Origin of the sequence: Rhodococcus mengyinensis, assembly GCF_048381435.1 — a bacterium.
In the GTDB taxonomy this organism is placed as follows: Bacteria; Actinomycetota; Actinomycetes; order Mycobacteriales; family Mycobacteriaceae; genus Rhodococcus_F; species Rhodococcus_F opacus_D.
Window position 1 is genome coordinate 1 of the sequence record NZ_JBLWIT010000162.1, and the last position, 18,262, is coordinate 18,262.

Sequence of the window (18,262 nt, forward strand, 5' to 3'; positions counted from 1 at the left end):
TCGACATTACCGACCGCAGATATATCCGTACACGCCGTTCGTCCTGCGTGACTTCACCGACATCCCGTGGTTGTTTACCGACCACGGATCGGGATGTCCGTCATGTTCGGGTCGAGATTTGGAGGGCGTGTGGTGTTGCGAATGGTGGTCGGGGACCTCCGGGTTCAGCGGATCGACCGCGCCGGCGGGCGGCGATCGTGGACGATCGTCTGGCCGGACGGGCGCGAGCATCGGGAGGCGGACCGGTTCCTGCGCTGTTTCGACGGGTCGGGCACGCAGCGGACGTATGCCTACTTGTTGGTGGATCATCTGCGCTGGCTGGAACGCGAGTGCCTGACGTTGGACAAGGTGGTGCTGCGGGATCTGGAGCGGTACATGGGCATCGTCGGCGCCGAGGTGGCGATGCCGTTGGGCGAGCCGTGGCGGGTCGGCAAACGCCCGTACGGGCATGCCGCACTGACGACCGCGGCGGCGTGCGTGAAGGGGTTCTACCTGCATCAGGCCGCGCTGGGGATGAATCCGGAGTTGGGCGCGGGCCTGGACAAACGCCGACTGCCGACCCGGGCGGACCGGCGGCGCTCGTTTCTGGGGCATGTTGCGACATCGCTGCCGGCGAATCCGCTGGCGCCGACCGGGCCGCGGCGGCGACATCCGAAGATGCTGCCGGACGGGGCGCGGGACGCTCTTCTGCCGGTGATGAATTCGGCGCGGGACGCCATGGTGGTGACCTGGCTTGGAGATGCCGGCTTGCGGATCGGTGAGTTGTGCGGGCTGCATCTGGTCGACCTGCATCTGCGCGAGGATGCGGACTGCGGGCAGTGCCGGGCACCGCACCTGCACGTGTGTCACCGGCCGGACAATCCGAACCGGGCCGAGGCCAAGACGAAGCATCCGTGGCGCGTCGACGACGGCGTGATCACCGGCGGCCTGGTCAAGCGGGTCAGCCCGGCGATGATCCACACCTACTTCGACTACATCACCGGCGAATACCCTTGTGGTGGAACAGATCACGGAATGCTGCTGGTGCAATTGCACGGCGCCGCGGCGGGGCGGCCGTGGGCGCCGGTGGCCGCTCGCCGGATGCTGGCGCGGGCCGGAGACCGCGCGGGACTGGGAAAGGTGCGACCACACCAATTCCGGCACTCCTTCACCAGTGCCGTGCTCGACGCCTCGAAGGGCAACCTGTTGATCGCCCGCGACGCGGGCGGCTGGGCATCGGCGGCGATGGTCGGCGAGGTCTACGGGCATATCGACGTGCACGACCCGGCATTCGACGCAGCGCTGCGGCAGGTCTGGGGAGGGCAGCGGTGAACGCCCCGATCGGACTGTTGCCGGCCGCCCTCACACAGCCAGACGACCGGGAGGGCCGTGACCGACTGGAGATCCTGACCGCGCTGATCAACGGCCCGTCGTTCGACCCGATCTTCCGTCCCGACGTGATCGAGGTTCCGCCGGGTCATCCGGTTTATCGGTGGGAATGTCTTGTCGCCGACTGTGAGCGGCCCGCCAGCGCTGGCCTGGATCTGTGTGGTCAGCATCGTGAGCAGTGGGCGCGTGAGCGGGCACATGGTGTCGGGAAGGCCGCGTTCCTGAGCGCGGCGACGGGATTGGCACGTCACGTCCGGGTCGCCGACGCCGCGTGTCGGCTCTGTCCGGACCGCCCGGTCGCCCAGACCGATCAACAATTGTGCCGAGCGCACTCGATGCGCTGGCTCCGCGACCGCAAGGCGGAAGGCGCAGGCTGCGACTTCGAGACGTGGCTGACCGGGCAGCAGGCGCTGCCCGGATACGGGCCATGCCAGGTGGTGGTGTGTGGCAACCGGGCGGACTCACCGTTGGGACTGTGTTCTCGCCACGGCGCCCGCTACACCCGAGACGGCAAGCCCGGCGGCGCGGCACTGCCGCGCAGCTGGTGGCACCGCTACGAGAACAACGGCCGGCGGGTCCCGGTCGGCTACGACGACGAGCAGGAATTCCGACGGTGGTGCGCCGCCGCGGCAGCGCCGCCGTTCCGCGGGCAGATCAACCTGCTCGGGTTGCGGCCGTTGGTGCGCGCGGAGCTCAAGTGGGGCCTTTTCATCCACGCCCGGCGCGCCCGGCCCCAACGCTGGGATCTCGGATGGATCCGCTCGCTGGTAACCACCTGCCGCGCCCTGGAACTGGACACCCTGACCGACTTCGACCGCAGCGCGGGTGAGGCCCCGGTACCGGCCGCGGCGATCATCAAGGAAGTGCAACGCGAGCTGCGGCTGGTCTACTTCACCCCGGCCGACACCAAGGACGCCGGGTTCCTCGAAACCGATCACTTTGGGGTCCGGTTCCCGCATCGGGGCAGCCACTTCGATCTGACCGACATCGGCCAACGCTGGCTGCGCGACCTCACCTGGGACCACCTGGCCGGCCTGCTGGCCTCTGCGCGCTGCCCCCGCACCGGCGGCGTGTTCGACGCAACCCGCAGGGCAGCAGTGGAACTGGGAGCGTTTCTCGAGATCGACGCCCCGGACGGCGGCCACGACCCACGAGTGCTCGGCACCGAGCACATGCGCCGGTTCGTCGCCGACCAACGCCGCCGCGAACGCGACGGCCTGGCGTCGCTGGCAGTGAAACGCCCCGACGGGTCGGCCAGCACCGTGACCACCACGACACGGTCACTGGTGTTCAACGCCGTCCGCAAGATACTGCGGGAAGCCCTCGACGACGGCAGCGCCGACCGGATCGGGCTGCGCCGCGAATTCATCGTCGCCGTCCCCACCGCCGGAGCGACCACCGGGCGAACCCCACGCCGCCCGTTCCCCGACGAGGTCGCCCGGGCCCTGGCCGACCCCGACAACCTGCGTCGCCTCGCCGACATCCATGATCCGCTCGACCGCGGACTACGCGACATCTGGGAGACCACCGTCATCACCGGCCGCCGCATCGGCGAGGTGGTCGGCGTCCGATGGGACTGCCTGGGCCGCTACGGCGGACTGCCGATGTTCTGGCACGACCAGACCAAGGTCGGCAACTACGACGCCGCCATCCGCATCCCCCAACGACTCCACGACCTGCTCGCCGAGCGGAAACGCAAGACCATGGACCGGTTCATCGCCGAACACGGCCGCCGGCCCACCGACACCGAAAGCGCACGCATGGCATTGTTCCCGGCCACCCGCCTCAACCCCGACGGCAGCATGTCGATCAGCAGGCAATGGTTCCACCGCCGGTTCAAAGAATGGGTCGACTCCCTCGACATCGGCCCTGCCGTTCCCCACCAGGCGAGACACTCCCTGGCGACCAATCTGCTGCGCGCCGGCGCGTCCCTCACCCACATCCGCACCTACCTGGGTCAGGTCAGCGACCGAATGGCCGAACACTATGTGCACCTGTCGAATTCAGACCTCGAGGAGGTGCTGGCGCACGTCTGGGTCGCCGGTCCCGGCGCGGTCAGCCCCGGCGAATTCCTCGCCGGAGACGCTACACCCATGACCCGTGAGCAGGCGCAGGCGTTGGCGGTCGACCTGTCGCGGCGCAGCACCCCCGCCGAGGGCGGGTTCTGCACCTTCCAGCCCGTCGTCGACGGCGGCAGCTGCCCCTGGAACCTGGACTGCCACAACTGCGACAAGTTCGTCCTGTCCGGCGCGGACCTGCTGTATTGGCGGCGCAAACGCGAGCAATGGCGGCAACTCGCCGAGGGTGCACCCGACGACGCCACCGCCGACTACCTGCACCAACATTTCGAACCCACCGCCCGCGCCATCGACGGACTCGAGAAAGCCCTGGCAGGGCTCGGCCTCCTCGACCAGGCACTCGCGGTCGACCTGCGCAAACCCCAGGACTACTTCCACCGCGTCTGGACGGTCGCCTTCCGCGCCGCCGACCTCACCGATGCCGCGCACGCCGAGAACGACCACAGCGAAGGAGAAACCGACGCATGAGCACCCCGGCTCAGCCACGCACCGCCGCGGCGCTGGCCTCCCGCCGACGCGCCACCCAAGCCGCCGTGGACCGCGTCCACGACGCCATCGCCCGGCTCCGCCGCGAACGAACCCCCGTCAGCACGGCCGCCGTCGCCCGCCACGCACGAGTTTCTCGAACGTTTCTCTACACCAACGCCGAGGCCAGAACCGCGATCGACGCAGCGAAAGCCGCAGCAGGCGAACAACATCACCAACCTCGCGACGAACCCGACGATCGGCAGGAGGCGACCTGGCGCGAGCGGGCCCTCAACGCCGAGCACGGACTCAAGTCCGCCAACACCGAAATCCTGACTCAACGCACCCGCATCGGCGAACTCCTCGGCCGCATCCGTGACCTGGAAGCCGAATGGACCGAGGAATCCATCCAGCGCGTCACCACCGAGAACACCACGCTCAAACAACGCGTCCACCAACTCGCCGGCGACAACCGCGGCCTCGACGAGCGATTGACAGCCGCGCGTTCCAACCTGCGGTTCCAAGACAGGCGAATCGCCGACCTCGAAGCACAACTGGCCGATGCACGGACTCGCCCATGATCACCACTCCGGCACGCTCTGATCCGCCCACCTGCCAGACCGTCGAACTCCCCGCAATCCCGAACCATCTTCGCGGGACGAATTCGGGATTCGACCAACCCGGCCCCCTACGCGCAAAACTCGATCCGACACGCCGCGCCGCCAAACCCAAGCCATCATCGCGAACATGTAAACTACGCATACTCGCAGGTCAAAGGCGTATCCGGGCGTCCGCGGTCGGTAAAATCGACGAGGCGCACTACTACAAGAACCTCGCCCGAGCCTCCAACAGCGCCGATCTGTCCCTGCCCGAAGGCTCCCAGCGCGCCAGCGATCTGGAGATGAAAGCCCGCCTCCTGCGGGACCGCGCCTACCTCCGCAACATCGAGGCCGGCCGCCCGGACGCCCCAGCGAAGGCGATCGCGTTCGCCACCGGCACCCCGGTCAGCAACTCGATGAGCGAACTGTGGGTGATGAACCGGTATCTGCGGCCTGACCTGCTCGAAAAGGCCGGAGTCAGCCACATCGACGCCTGGGCGCAGACCTTCGCCAAACAGCGCACCACGGTGGAAATGAACGTGACCGGCACGTCGCTGCGGCCGGTCTCGCGGATGGCCGAGTACCAGAACCTGCCGTCGCTGATGTCGATGGTGGACCAGTTCCGGGACGTGGTGACCGAGGACCAGATCCCGGTCGAGTTGCCCCGGATGCGGACCGGCAAGCCGATTGTCGTCGAGTTCGACCTCTCACCGCAGGTGCGGGACTTCATGTTCGACCTGGACGAGCGCATGGGCATGACCTCCGGCAAAGAGATGGACGTCGACAACGCCCTCAAGATCGCCAACGACGGCCGCAACGCATCCCTGCACCCGACCCTCGCCGGTCTGCCCGAACCCGAGCCCGAACACGACCGGATCGTCGTGGCCGCGGACCTGATCTGGGCCGCCCACACCGAACACCAGGACCTGATCACCCCCGCCGACCGGTACGGACCCGAAGCGCACGGGGTGTTCCAGATGGTGTTCTGCGACCGCGGCACACCGAAACCCGGTGCCACCGGCGGGAACAACCTCTACAGCCGGTTGCGGGACGCGCTCGTCGACCGCGGCATGGCGCGGGACGAGATCGCGTTCATCCACGACTACCCGTCCCCGAAACAGAAACAGCAGCTCTTCGCCGACTGCCGCGCAGGCAAGGTGCGGGTCCTGATCGGGTCCACCCCAAAGCTCGGCACCGGAGTCAACGCCCAACGCCTGCTCAAGCAGCTCATCTCGCTCGACCCGGCATGGACGGCCGCCGACATGCAGCAACGGTTCGGCCGGATCATCCGGCAAGGCAACGTGCACGCCGAGGTCGACGTGGTCAACATCGTCGCCCGCCGCTCCTACGACGCCACCATGTGGCAGATCATCGAACGCAAAGCCCACGCCGTGCAGCAGCTCCGCAGCAGCGACGTGCCCGACACGATGGAGGACGTCGGCGGCGACATCGCCCTGTCCGCAGCCCAGACCAAGGCCGCCGCCACCGGTGACCCCGTCTACGTCCAGGTCGTCGAGCAACAGGCGTACGTCGACTCGCTCGAATCCGAGCAGACGATGATCGCCAACGCCAACGCCGCCCGCCACGGGGCGATCGGGCGGCTCGACCGCACCGTTGCGCGCCTCGACACCGAGATCCCCGCCCTCGACGCCCACGCCGAAAAAGCCGTGGCCTGGCTGGCGATCGAAGACCGCGACCACCGCCTCCTCACCGTCGACGGCCGCACCATCGCCGACAGCGACAGCGAAAACCTGGTCGTCGCTCTCCAACACGTGCTCCAGAGCAGCTACATCGACGCCCGCGCCATCAAGAGCGACCGGCCGATCACGATGTTCGAGATCGGCGGCATCACCGTCACCGGCCGCTACCGGCCGATGAACGACGTGCTGCAACTGGCCGTGACGCCGGGCGGGCACCGGTTGCTCGACCACAAGAAGGTCCTCGAGGCGGCGTCGAGCGCGACCGCGGCCCGAGGCCTCATCCAGCAGGTCCGCAACCTGGTCAAAGAGCTCTCCGCACGTGCGGAATCGGCGCACGGGCAGCTCGCGCAGTCCATCGCCCGGCGCGACGACCTGGCCGCCCAACCGGACGGCGAATTCACCAGAGGAGAGGAACTCTCCCGCGCCCGCTATGACCTCGCCGAACTCAAGGCCGACGTCAACGCCCGGGAGAACTCCCCCGACGCGCTGCGCGCCCGTGGCCACGACCTCGACCGGCGCCGCGCCGAGGGGCTCTACTCCCGGTGGTCGCTCGAACTGAACCCCACACCCGCCTATGCGGAACGAGAAGGCGCCACCCCGGCGATGCTGGCCGCATCGGTGCCCGCACGGATGGAATCCTTCGCACGCGCCTGGGAAGCCGGGGCCGACGAGCGGGAAGAACGACGCGCCGAAGACCCGTGGAAACCCCGATCCCCCGACGGATCCCGGTTCCAGTTCGGCGCCGACCAGAACAGCGGCGAGCCGGGGGCGGTCATCCAGTGGACCGACCGATCCTGGCACTGGACAACTTGGAACGGGAATGGAGAGAAGACCAGCGGACTCGAAGACCGCCGCGACTCCGCTCGCTACGCCGCAGAGACCGCGATGCGGCGGTTCGAGAAGGATTCCGAACGGCCCGACACCAGCCCAGCTGTCGACCACGGCGTGGACGCCGAAGTCGGCGGTCATCCGCCCAGCATCACCGACATGCTCAACCGGCAGTCGCGGAAGAATCCCAGCCGAGACACAGCGCGCGACGTTGGGGGCTTCACTGCGATCGGTCGGGTATCCGACCGGGACCTCTGAATCAGAACGGAGGCGTGGACCCGTTGCACCACCTTTGAGGTGCTAGTTTGCTGGAAGAGTGCGCCTACGCATATACTTTTGACAATCGTTCGGCCCGCCCCGGTTACCGGGAGCGGGCCGGATTTATATTCATAGGCATGTCCACGCCCGTGAAGCCATTCTTGTCCATCGTCGACCAGATCGCGCGCATCAAGTCCCGAGGGATGCAGATCGACGACGAGGCGAAGGCTGCTCGCTGGCTCGAAGCTGTCGGGTATTACCGGCTCAGTGGGTACTGGCACCCGTTTCGGCTCCCTGACCCTACCGACCCCGGGCGGCGGTTGGACACGTTCGCGACAGGAACCACCTTCCAAGAAGTCGTGCAACTCTACGAATTCGATCGACACCTCAAGAGCCTCATACACAGCGGGCTCGAGCGTGTCGAAGTCGCAATGCGCAGCCAGATCGGGTACACACTCGGCCGACACGATCCTCTCGCGTACAAGGACAGTCAGTTGTTCCGATCAACCTTCGCCCACAATGCCTGGAACGCCACCGCAGGAAACCGAATTGCCCGCGGCCGTGGACGCGACCAATTCATCGACCACCATGACGCGAAATACGGAAGCCAGCTGCCGATCTGGGTTCTCACCGATGTTCTCGACTTTGCCGACATCTCCAAACTATTCGACGGCATGATCTCCGTCGATCAACGCGCTGTCGCGGACTGGTTCGACTTAGCTCCTCGCCCCGACGCGTCGAAGAATCAGAAGAAGAAGTGGAGTCGGCGCCACCCACTAGCGAACTGGCTCCTACACCTGACCATTGTTCGCAACATCTGCGCACACCACGGTCGTCTCTGGAATAGACAACTCACACCCCTCAGTACGCCTGCCACGGCACATCTTCCGGGATTCGACGGACTTCCCGCCGATCAAACCGAGCACGTCTACGGGACGATCTGCATCATCGCCTTTCTCCTGCGATCAACGTCACCCGGCAATTCTTGGACGTCGAAGGTCGAAGCTCTGGTCGAAGGCAGCTTCAGCAAGTTCAACCACCGCTCCGTCTCCGAAATGGGTTTTCCCAGCAATTGGAAGGAACTTCCGCTCTGGGCTGAATGACCCGCGTTCGACCCGCCGGTGGCCAACTATGGGGCCGCTCCCAGGTGTGAGGATAGGTCAGACGAGCGTCGTCTCAACAGTTGAGTACAACCGGGATGACTGCCAGGGAGATTCGGCGTCCCTCGTCATCCGCGGTGAGGATGTAGTCGACCTGCCTCGACGGATCGGTGGTGTCTTTGCCTCTTGTGAGGACGTAACGCGGATGGGCTTCGATAGCAGCGTGGAGCTTCCCGATGGTCGCCGCCGGATCCGCTCTCTTGATGAACATGATGAGGGCAGCTTTGCTGTCTCGCCACACTAGGTAGCCCAGGAGTTGGTTGATTGCCTCGGTCGCAGCCTTCGGGCCGTGCCATACCTTGCACTCAGCTATGAAGGCGTTGCGCCCATTCTCTCGTATGAGAATGTCGGTCTTCCCTGCGCCATTGAACAACTCGCCGGCAGCGGCTCCGTTCCAGTAACCGTTGAGAGTTCCGAGTAGCAGGTCGCGCAGCTCTTCCTCGGCGAGTTTGTTCGCCGTTCCCGGCGTTCTCTCAAGGCTTCGAGCCCATGCCTGCACTGCTTCGAGAACATCGCGGTAGATCGCCTCGTCGAGGAACGGTTCGGGTGCGAAGGTCGCTTGCGCACGGCGTTCTTGTAGCGAGACCTGCTTTCGGCGAGCGGGTATAGGCTGCCTCGGAGCCCCACTCACCTTCACGGGGATTCCTAGTGTGTCCTCGACGGATCGGTCGTTCAGGATCCGCTGTTTGCGACTGGAATAGACATTTCGGAGGGACTGCTCGGCTATGCCCAGGAAGTTCTGCAGGTCGACGTTCGCCCAATTTGCCCGTTTCTCGAGGTCGTTCTTCAGACGCTCAATACGGGTCTGGATCACGCTGGCGTTGAGGGACCGTTCAACTACTTCCAGCACAATTGAGTCACCCGACACCGTCCCTTCCAGATCCTCCATGTTGAACGTCGAAGCTTGGTAGTTGAGTAAGTCAGCTGTGCCGGTGAACGGAAAGGAGAGCGTTATCTTGCTCGCGGGTACTGTATGAATCCGGTCGCGGTGGAATTGGTCCTGAATCCGTGTCGACACTTCAGTGACAGGGCTTCGTGTCACACCCGCCCAGCTAACCCCGAACGGTTTCGGCATGTGCTTCTCGAGAAGTGCTGCAATCAGGACATTGTCGTTTTCGCTCAGGAGGTAATCGGCATTCAAGGAATTCAGTTCCTTTTGTGCCGAAGTCAACCGATCTTGCAGATAGTCGGCCAGTCGCCGGCTGGATCCCCACATCGGACTGACGTTACCGGGCACGGCGGCGGATCCAGAGTTTGGGCTATCGGTGTCGGTTCGCGGACATTCGAACAGCTTGGGTCGGCATAACTAACAAAGGTCCAACCCTGATTCATGGGACGAGATGGTTCGGCCGAGTCCATCCCTCGGGTGGTTCGTCCACCGGCAGCGGTCCGTGGCCCCTCCAGGTACCGTCCTCGTCGGCCCCGCTCATCGGTCCGGACTCCCCGTCGAGCAGCACTCGCAGCGTCGGGTCGCAGTGGCGCAGCCACCAGTTCGACATTGCTGCCGGATCGTCGGGCGCGGCGCGGGCGTCCTCGAACGCCCACCACAGCGCCGTGAGCCGGGAAACGACTTCCTGATGCCGCCACCAGCGTGGATCCCAGGACAGGCCGTGCCCGGGCTTCGGGTCGATCTTGCGGTTGACGACCTCGCAGAGATACCGCTCCACGAAATCCTGCACCCGCGTGAATGCCGGGGCGGGGAGGTCGTCGGCGTCCTCCCCCACCGGTGTCGGTTGCGGATTCGGAAGATCGGCCAGATCGTCGCCGACCCACCCGTCCGGGACCGGCTCCCACGCAAGGGAACCGTGACCGCGCCAGGTGCCGTCCTCATCGGCTCCGCTCATCGGTCCGGTCTCCCCGTCGAGCAACACCCGAAGGTGCGGCTCGCAGTGATCGACCCACCACCCGGACATGGCGGCACGGTCTTCGGTTCGCCGGCGAGCACCCTCCCACGCCCACCACAGCGCGGTCGTACGGGCGATGACTTCGTTGTGCAGCCACCATCGCCGATCCCACGACAGGCCGTGACCTGGCTTCGGATCGATCTTGCGGTTGACCACGTGGACCAGGTATCCGTGCACCCACTCGTCGACGGATCCGAAGGCCGGCTCGATTGCCGACTCGTCGTCGAGGTCGTCGAGGTCGAGTGCTTCGTCGAAGAACAGGTCGTCGCTCACAGTCGCACCTTCGCCTCTTCGATCGATTTGGCCTCGACATAACCGGTGCCCTCGTCAAAGCCGTCATCGTCGGTGCCGTGCAGCAACTCGTCCACCAGCTCCGGGCTTCCGGCGTAGCGAGCGATCGACTGACGGATCGTGTCCGCGTCCTCGGTCTCCCACCAAAACACCTTCTCGACCAGAACCGGAGGATTCGCCGGAAACGACACGATGGCACGCGACTTCGGCAGAGCGGCGAGGTCACTGACCGCCATGATCGGCCGCTCCTGCCAGCTCTGCGAAGAGCCCCCGCCCCCGCGGCCGGCGTTGCGGGTCGTGGCCTGCACCTCGTGGGCACCGATCTGATTCGACATCGCCGACAGGTACTGCTCGTCCTTGATATTGCCGCCGTAGAAGTGCACCGCACCGGCGATCATCGAATCGAGCTCCTCCCGCCCCCACACCCGGGCCCCCTGCTGCGGCGACTGCAAGATCGCGATCGGAATGACGGCACGGCCTCCGAAGTGCGAGAACTGGTCTGGGAGCTCCTTGAGGAGCACCGTGTTCGCGGCCTCGTCCAGGACTGCTACCAGCGGAACCTCCAGGCGCCCCCCGGCGGTCTTCACAGTTGGCTGCGGCAACCACCGCGGCCACCACGACGGCATGCGCTTCGGGTACTCCTTGGCCTTGGTCTGCGACGCCAGCGCCATTGCCGCCTCGAAGATCTGCCCGACCAACGCGGTGGTGAGAGGTGCGGCCGAATCGGCGCCTTCCATCGACAACGCGTAGAGCGTGTCGGAACTGGCCGCGAACGCAGCCGGATCGAACTCGTCCAGATCATGCGTTGCTGCATCGCGGCCGACGGTTACGGTGGGCTTGCTCTTCTTGTCCGTGGCGTCGACCTCGATCTTCGCCCGCGACGGCGGGGTGACCGCGGCCGCGTACTCGTCGTCGGAGAGCACATCGAGGAACCGGCGAGCCATGTCGAACACGCCGTCTCGCTGGCGTTCGGTCAATCCCTGGATCTCCCGGACGCGTCCCGCGGCACGGACTTTGCCGTACGCGGTCAGGATCTGGCATGGCGTGTCGTCCTGGTCGCGGCCCAGCCAGGTCGCCACATGCAGCAGGTCACCGCCTGCACACCCGGCGGCCAGGCAGTACAGCGCGAGCAGTTCCTTCGCGCTGCCGTCGAAGTAGGAGTCGACCCGCGCTCCCTTTGCCGTGGACGCGGAGACGAAGAACGAGGCAAGTTTGCGGGCTTCGGCCATCTTCGACAGCCCCTTGAGGGGGTTCCACCAGAAGTTCATCAGAGGCTGGCCGGTCACGCCCTGTAGGTCGAACACCCACACGCGGCCGCTCTCTTCCCGCCCCAACCTGGTCAACGCGTAGAGGTCGGGCTTGTTGCTGGTGATGATTGTTGGGCCCGGTGCGGCCAGAGCCGCCCGGACGGCCACCGCCACCGTCTTACCCATGCGAGTGCCGGCCAGGGCGACCATGACCATCTCCCACGACAGGTACACCGGCCGGTGCCCACGCACGGTGTAGCCGAGCAGAATTCCCCACGACCGCGGATCCTTCTTCTCGAACTGCGGCACCAATCGCTGGGACTCGCTGCGGCCGACGCCACGCAGTTTGCCCGGCTCGACCATCGTCTTCGCCGCCCCATCGACCGCGGTACGGCCGCGCAACGTCTTCACCGCCACCAGCACGATCACCGCGAGCAGGGTGATGCCCACCGCGATGGCGATGACGGTGGACTGCCACGGCCACGGCCGCTTACCGGTCACTGCCTCCACCAACCCGTTCACCGGGTTCCCGCTGGTGTCCAGTCCGGCGAGCGATGACCCGCCCCACCATGAGCCGAGCGCGGTGGCCACCAGGGCCAACGCGATGCCGACCAAAGTGAGCTGAACGGCCTCGGCAGACGACGACTGACCCGACCCTGTCCTGCGTGCGCGCGCCATTACGCCCCCACCCCGGGAGCCGCGAGGAGGTACACACCGAACAGCACACCGATCGTCAGCACCGAGAACAGCACTTCGACGCTGAGCGCGACCATGCAGAAGGAACGAGCCTTCCGCCGAATCGGGTGGGTCCGGAAGCGGTCAGTGCCAACCGCGAGGGCGAGCAGCACAATGGCAGGTGCGAAGAGCACCGCTGAAGCAACTCCCCCGAACTGTGCAAGCCACAGCCCCGATGAGGCCGCCTCACGCTGAGCCTCGGCGGGCACCCAGTCGGCGAAGTTCTCGCGGGCGACGATGTGCGCAAAATCGACGGTGGCCCACCAGAAGTACGCGATGATTCCGCCCATGAGAATCACCGTGGCGGCCGTGACGATCAGGTCAACTCTGCGGACGGGGATACGTTCCCCGAGTGCCCGCCGAACTCCAGCGCGGGCGTAGTTTTCGAGTGCGCGACGGGGAGCTGGCCGCTCGGTCCTTTCGGTGAGGTCGGTCAAGCTCACCACGGCATGCGCCCGCGCAAGGATGATTTCATCCTCGCGCAGCTGCGCACCCGCTTCGGTGCTGTAATCGCGCTGCACCTCGTCGATTGCGTGCTCCCAGTCCTCTCGATCGACCGTATCGACCGGAACTGTCTGCTTCGGCTGTGTCTTCATGAGAATCACTGCTTTTCCTCAACTCTCGGTAGGTCGGTCACTTGGGCCCAGCACGTGCGGTTCGCGAGCGGCGTGGGGCCGCGGCACGTCGGGTGGAGCTAGTTGGGGGCGAGGTTGTATTCGGTCAATCGCCATCCGGTGTCGGTGCGATCGACGACCGCCGTGACCTGGTGGGTGGCATAGGGGGTGGTGCTGCCGTCGCCGTGCAGCACCGTTTGGGTCAGCGTCACCGGCAGCACCTGGCGGTCGGCGGTGGCCAGGATCGGTGCGGATGCTTCGGCTGTGGCCGAGACGATGTCGCCGGATTCCTTCCACGGCTGCCACTGCGGAAGCGGTCGGATACCGGTGGCCGGCGGCTGCTGAGCTTGGGCGGCGAGGTCGCCGCCGAGCCAGGGAAGTGCCCGGGTCACCGCAGCGCCGGGCGAGGGGTCGGTGACCGGTTGCCAGGAGAACATCGCCGCCAGGGCTCTTTCGGCGACGGTGGCCGGTTCGGCGTTCGCCGGATCCTCGGTCTCGACGTGGGTGTGATCGTCGTGGCCGGAACCGGCGTCAGTCTCGGAGCCCTCGTTGGTCGCCACGATCAGCACCACGGCAACGGCCGCAACGACGAGCGCTGCGATCGCGACGAGGACCGCGATCGGTCCGCGTCTCATGAGGCCACCGCCTCATCGGCGATGAGAGTGCGCAGGTCCGTCTCGCGCCAGGACTTGTAGCCGGGTTCCCGGCACCATTCGGCGGCCGGATTGTCCTGGTCGATCTCGATCGTCACGTTCACGTGTGCGCCGAGTGCCGATCGCGTCAGGCCGGGATCGTCCGCGGCGACTTCGTGGTTGAGTACGTGCAGGGTCAACCGGGCCGCGTCGACGTCGAGTTCCTCGCGCACCTTGCCGGCGATGAACACCGCGAATTCGGCCACCGAGCGGTCTGCCGAGTCCTGGTCCCCGCTCCGGTAGGTCTTGTCGTCGTCGTGGAAGGTGTTGTAGGTGACCACGGCGCCGCCGGGACCGCAGATCGCGAAGCTGTTCACCTCGTCATCGGCGGCAGTCCACAGTTCGACCAGCGGTCCGTCCGCGGCCGCCGCCGCGATCTGCTCGCGCCGCTGCGCATAGGCCTGCTCGCGGAGATCGTTGTAGTCGATACCGAGTTGCTTGAGTAGCTCGGTCTTGAACTTGGGGAACAAGGCGGTCGTGGCCAGCTTGTGCTCTTTCGCCCATGCGTAGAGCGCGCCGTGCGAGTCCAGAGCGCGGAGGTCCTCGCTGTGCTCTTTGACGGTGCTCTTCGCCTTCTCCCAGGCCGCTGCCGTGTTGTTGCTCTTCTTCGCCATTTCGGGTCTACCTTCCGTGTCGTTGTGAGCGGTTATGCGACTGCCGCGTACTCGGTGGCGTACTGCTGGATCTGATCGGCGTAGGGGCGGGTCTGGTTGACGTAATCCGGGGACCCGGTCGGGAATCCCCCCGAGGACTGCACGGCACCGAACCCGGCGTTGTAGGCGGCCAGATACAGCTCGACTGCGCCGTTTGGTGCCTTGATCGACTTGTTGGCGACACCGGCATCGACCTGTCCGGCGATCTCGCACATGTACCGTCCCTGCGCCATGACCGCGTCGCCGACATCGAACGGGGACACCTGCCCGTTCCCGTCGTCGTCCTTGCCGTATCCGGGCCAGGTACCGGGCATGAACTGCGCCGGGCCCTGCGCCCCGCTGGGGCTGACCGCGTTCTTGTCGAAGCCCGATTCCTGTCGGATCTGCGCGGCGATCAGCGGCGGACGGATCTGCGGGCAGATGTTTCCGGCCTTGATCACCCACGGCTCGAACTCCGCGTCGAGCCTGCCCGGTGCCAGGTCTGCTTCCCCGCCGGTCACGGCCGAGTTCGGTCCGCACGGCACCGGCACCGCGCCTGGGCTTCCCGGTGTCCCCGGGGCGGCACCGTAGCTGGTCATCGTGTCGGGCATCCCACCGCCGACGGTGGTGGCATGCACGTGGTCGAAGTGATTCTGGGTGTCCGAGCCGCGGTCCTCCATCAGGTTCGACGGGCCCTCGGCGGGGATGTACTGCTGTCGCCAGATCAGGTACTCGATGTGAAACGCGGCCTTGTTCGCCATCAAGTACTCGACGATGCGGTCACCCAGTTCCTTACCGCCGCCGGTGTTGTAGTCGGGAATCATGATGTCCGCCGCTCGACCACTGGGATGGTCGTCGTAAGCGTCGACGGGTCGCCACCCGCCGATGGTCTTGACCTCGGGGAACTTCTGCGCCACGGCTCGGGCCACCCGGATGGTGTCGACCTGCCAGTGCGCTTCCGATCCCACCGATTCCGGCAGGGGTGGCAGGTCCCCGTCTGCCTGCTGTTGCGGTGCGGACGGTGCCGGTACGGCTCCGACCGGTGCATCCGGTTCGGCCGCGTCGGCGAGCCACCCGGTCGGGTCGACCGCTTCGCCACCGTTGCGCCCGCCCTGCCAGATTTCGAAGTGCAGATGGGCTCCACCGGGGCCGGGCGGCGAGACTTCCCCGTTGTACCCGACCTTGCCGATCTGCTGTCCGGCCCGAACCTGCTCACCGGCCTTGACCATCAGGTCTTCCTCGAACATGTGACCGTAAACGCTCGAAAACATCTGCCCGTCGACGTTGTGGTCGATGACGATCCACTGCCCGAAACCCGCCGCCGGACCGGACGCGGAGACCACACCGTCCGCGGTCGCGTAGATGGGTTCACCTGCGGCCGAGCCGAAGTCCTGCCCGTTGTGCATCGTGCCCCAGCGGGGGCCGAAACCCGAGGTCAGCTGGTAGGTGCCGTCCTTCATCGGCTTGACCTTGGTCCCGGCCGGAAACGTTGCGGCCGGGGCTCCGCCCGGAGGGCACACCTCGGATTCTTCGTCGCTGGGGAAAATCAGCAAGATCAACGCCAGAATCAGGACCACGAACGTGGCGATGAGAGCGACGCCGATCTTTCCGGCAGGGTTCTTCACGGTCAGTCGCTCCCGTGTCCGAGAACGCCGGCAGCCCTCTGCAACAGGAGTACCTGCTGTTGGAGCGATCGGATCGCCAAGACGGCGTCCGCGGGGAACTGGTCGGTTCGGGCCGCCCCGCGCTCGGCGCGCACCCAGTTACGCAGGGTGGTCACCGGGATACGCAGTGATGCTGCGACCGTCACGATCGCGTCCTCACGGGATGAGGCGACCTTCATCTGTTCATCGACGAGGGACAGGCACTTACTGCGGAAGTCCTGGGTGTATCTACGGCGCGCCATCTCACGCCGCCTCGTCGTAGTACTCGTCGGAATCACCCGCGAAGGTGTACCGGTAATTGGTGTCGTGGACGCCGGATTCGATCTCCGAGGGCATGAGTACGGTCTGCATCGGGATACCTGGTGCTCCTTGTTCACCGATCTTGATGATGAATTTGCCCTGCCCTGGTGGTGCGCTCATCGACCCGGACTCACCTGTGAGAGCTGACGGCGACGACCAGGAGGTGATGTCGGCGACCTCGGTATCGGTGAACGGTTTGATCTCCGAAAGCCTGCGCATCTCGGCCCGAGGCAATGCCCCGACCACCAGAGCGGCGGCACGCTCGACCAACCCCTGGGCGGTCTGTACATCAGCCTTTCGTGCGAGCGAGCGCAGGTCACCGATCGTGTGCGTGCACATCAGCAGCACCGTTCCCCAGGCCCGGTTGAGGCGAGTCAGCTCGTCGACGCGGTCCACCATCCCGACTCCAGCACGGAGTACCTGCCACATTTCGTCGAGAATCACCATGAAATTTCGCTTGGGTCCGCACCCGGCGTCGGCGAGGTAGTGCGCGGCCTCGGTTGCGGCGAAACCGTGCTCCCAGCAGGCCAGCAGGACCGCGCCTTTGAGTTTGCGGTCGCTGGTGGCCACGCCCGAGACATCCACGCACACCATCGCGGCGTCGACGTTGATCGGGTCGGTGGTCTGCCCGTTGAACACGTCCCCGAACTCGCCCTCGATCAGCGCGTGCAGGGTGCGGCGCAGCTTCTTCGAGTCCTTCCGGTACTCCTGGGCGGTGTCGGACTTGAAAGCGTCCCGCAACCGCTCGGAGCCCCGTTCGAGGATTGCCTCGAGGTCCTCGAGCACCGGTTGCGTCCCGCCGGTGAACTGCTCGTCGAGTTCGCGCATCGCGGCTCGCAGTGCGGAGATCTCGAAGTCCTTGATCTCCTTCTTCCCGCGCGTGAGCTGGAGCAACGTTGTCACGCGCCGCAGCCGATCGTTGCGAATCCGCGACTGCACGAGCGCGGCGGTCTTGGAGGCGATCTCGGTGCCCGCCGACTCGAGGGTCGGCAGGATCTGCGCGAGCGGCCCCATGTCGAGCGGGTTGATCTTCCCGCCGCGGCCGAGTTCCACGACCTGCGCACGTTCCGGGCCGACGTCCTCGCGAATCAGTTCGGTCAGCTTGCGGTAGTCCGGGCGCATGTCCCCGAGCACCAGGCAGGACACCCCGGCGTAGATCATTCCGAGGATCATCTTGCGGGCGAGGGTCGACTTGCCGAATCCGGGAAGCCCGAGCAGCATCATCGACGGCTGTTGCAGGAACCGTGCCCGGGTCATCCACGACAGCGGGTCGAAGCACACCGGGGCCGCGGTGTAGAGGTGCTGGCCGAGCGGGACCCCGACGATCGGCGCCCCTGCCCCCACCGGGAACGGCCAGAATCCGGCCGCTTTCGCAGTGGTGGCGCGGAACTCGGTCAGCGGCAGGATCGGGCCGGCCTTGCCACCGCCCGCCCCGGACAGGCCCCGGTGGTCACCGCGCAGTGTCTCGGCGTGCTGATTGCCGGCCACGGTGCGCGAGCGCGCCTGCGCGTCGCGTTGGAGGTGCATCTCGGCCCGCATCCGGGTCACGACGTTTCCGGACTGGGCTTCTCGTTGCAGCTCCGCGCGTTCGGTGTCATCGAGCAGCGGAGCAGAGGCTTCGATGTCCTCACAGCGCTGCCGCTGCGCCGCACTGCGGGCAGTGTGCGTCGCAGCTGAGGGATCGGCGTTGTCGGCGGCGTTTCGCCACGGCGTGGTCAGTTTCATCG

14 protein-coding genes are annotated in these 18,262 nt (G+C 66.2%); 5 read left to right on the forward strand and 9 right to left on the reverse strand.

Annotation, left to right across the window (positions count from 1 at the left end; genetic code table 11):
- Window positions 1–141: 141 nt before the first annotated feature.
- The 5 genes from ACNJ7E_RS43500 to ACNJ7E_RS43520 are packed head-to-tail and all read left to right on the forward strand — an operon-like array spanning window position 142 to window position 8,399.
- Window positions 142–1,311, forward strand: coding sequence for a site-specific integrase (locus tag ACNJ7E_RS43500; protein ID WP_241962425.1), 1,170 nt, complete (start codon window positions 142–144; stop codon window positions 1,309–1,311).
- Window positions 1,308–3,914, forward strand: coding sequence for a site-specific integrase (locus tag ACNJ7E_RS43505; RefSeq protein WP_241962424.1), 2,607 nt, complete (start codon window positions 1,308–1,310; stop codon window positions 3,912–3,914). Before ACNJ7E_RS43500 ends, ACNJ7E_RS43505 begins: the two co-directional genes overlap by 4 nt.
- Window positions 3,911–4,492, forward strand: a complete 582-nt coding sequence (locus tag ACNJ7E_RS43510; protein ID WP_418340445.1) for a DUF6262 family protein — start codon at window positions 3,911–3,913, stop codon at window positions 4,490–4,492. The genes ACNJ7E_RS43505 and ACNJ7E_RS43510 overlap by 4 nt, the downstream gene beginning before the upstream one ends.
- On the forward strand, window positions 4,489–7,296 hold the full coding sequence (locus ACNJ7E_RS43515; protein WP_418342679.1) for a helicase-related protein: 2,808 nt from the start codon (window positions 4,489–4,491) through the stop codon (window positions 7,294–7,296). Before ACNJ7E_RS43510 ends, ACNJ7E_RS43515 begins: the two co-directional genes overlap by 4 nt.
- Before the next feature lie 47 nt (window positions 7,297–7,343).
- Window positions 7,344–8,399 (forward strand): Abi family protein, encoded by a 1,056-nt coding sequence (locus ACNJ7E_RS43520; protein WP_418342680.1) that lies wholly within the window; start codon window positions 7,344–7,346, stop codon window positions 8,397–8,399.
- Between the two features lie 73 nt (window positions 8,400–8,472).
- Here ACNJ7E_RS43520 and ACNJ7E_RS43525 read toward each other — a convergent pair whose 3' ends face one another.
- The 9 genes from ACNJ7E_RS43525 to ACNJ7E_RS43565 form a co-directional block, all read right to left on the reverse strand.
- Window positions 8,473–9,672, reverse strand: coding sequence for a hypothetical protein (locus tag ACNJ7E_RS43525; protein WP_418342681.1), 1,200 nt, complete (start codon window positions 9,670–9,672; stop codon window positions 8,473–8,475).
- A 112-nt stretch (window positions 9,673–9,784) separates the two neighbouring features.
- Window positions 9,785–10,633: a DUF4913 domain-containing protein gene (locus tag ACNJ7E_RS43530; protein WP_418342682.1), complete on the reverse strand. Its 849-nt coding sequence runs from the start codon at window positions 10,631–10,633 to the stop codon at window positions 9,785–9,787.
- Window positions 10,630–12,576 carry a type IV secretory system conjugative DNA transfer family protein gene (locus tag ACNJ7E_RS43535; protein WP_418342683.1) on the reverse strand — a complete coding sequence of 649 codons (1,947 nt, stop codon included), beginning with the start codon at window positions 12,574–12,576 and terminating at the stop codon, window positions 10,630–10,632. Before ACNJ7E_RS43535 ends, ACNJ7E_RS43530 begins: the two co-directional genes overlap by 4 nt.
- Window positions 12,576–13,229 (reverse strand): hypothetical protein, encoded by a 654-nt coding sequence (locus ACNJ7E_RS43540; RefSeq protein WP_418342684.1) that lies wholly within the window; start codon window positions 13,227–13,229, stop codon window positions 12,576–12,578. Before ACNJ7E_RS43540 ends, ACNJ7E_RS43535 begins: the two co-directional genes overlap by 1 nt.
- Window positions 13,230–13,327: 98 nt before the next feature.
- Window positions 13,328–13,882, reverse strand: a complete 555-nt coding sequence (locus tag ACNJ7E_RS43545; RefSeq protein WP_418342685.1) for a hypothetical protein — start codon at window positions 13,880–13,882, stop codon at window positions 13,328–13,330.
- Window positions 13,879–14,553 carry a hypothetical protein gene (locus ACNJ7E_RS43550; RefSeq protein WP_418342686.1) on the reverse strand — a complete coding sequence of 225 codons (675 nt, stop codon included), beginning with the start codon at window positions 14,551–14,553 and terminating at the stop codon, window positions 13,879–13,881. Before ACNJ7E_RS43550 ends, ACNJ7E_RS43545 begins: the two co-directional genes overlap by 4 nt.
- 32 nt (window positions 14,554–14,585) lie before the next feature.
- A complete protein-coding gene (locus ACNJ7E_RS43555) occupies window positions 14,586–16,196 on the reverse strand; it encodes a VldE C-terminal domain-containing protein (protein WP_418342687.1) in 1,611 nt (536 codons plus the stop codon).
- A gap of 2 nt (window positions 16,197–16,198) precedes the next feature.
- A complete protein-coding gene (locus tag ACNJ7E_RS43560) occupies window positions 16,199–16,477 on the reverse strand; it encodes a hypothetical protein (RefSeq protein ID WP_418342688.1) in 279 nt (92 codons plus the stop codon).
- Between the two features lies 1 nt (window position 16,478).
- Entirely contained in the window at window positions 16,479–18,260 is a 1,782-nt protein-coding gene (locus tag ACNJ7E_RS43565) for a helicase HerA domain-containing protein (protein ID WP_418342689.1), read from the reverse strand.
- Between the last annotated feature and the right edge of the window lie 2 nt (window positions 18,261–18,262).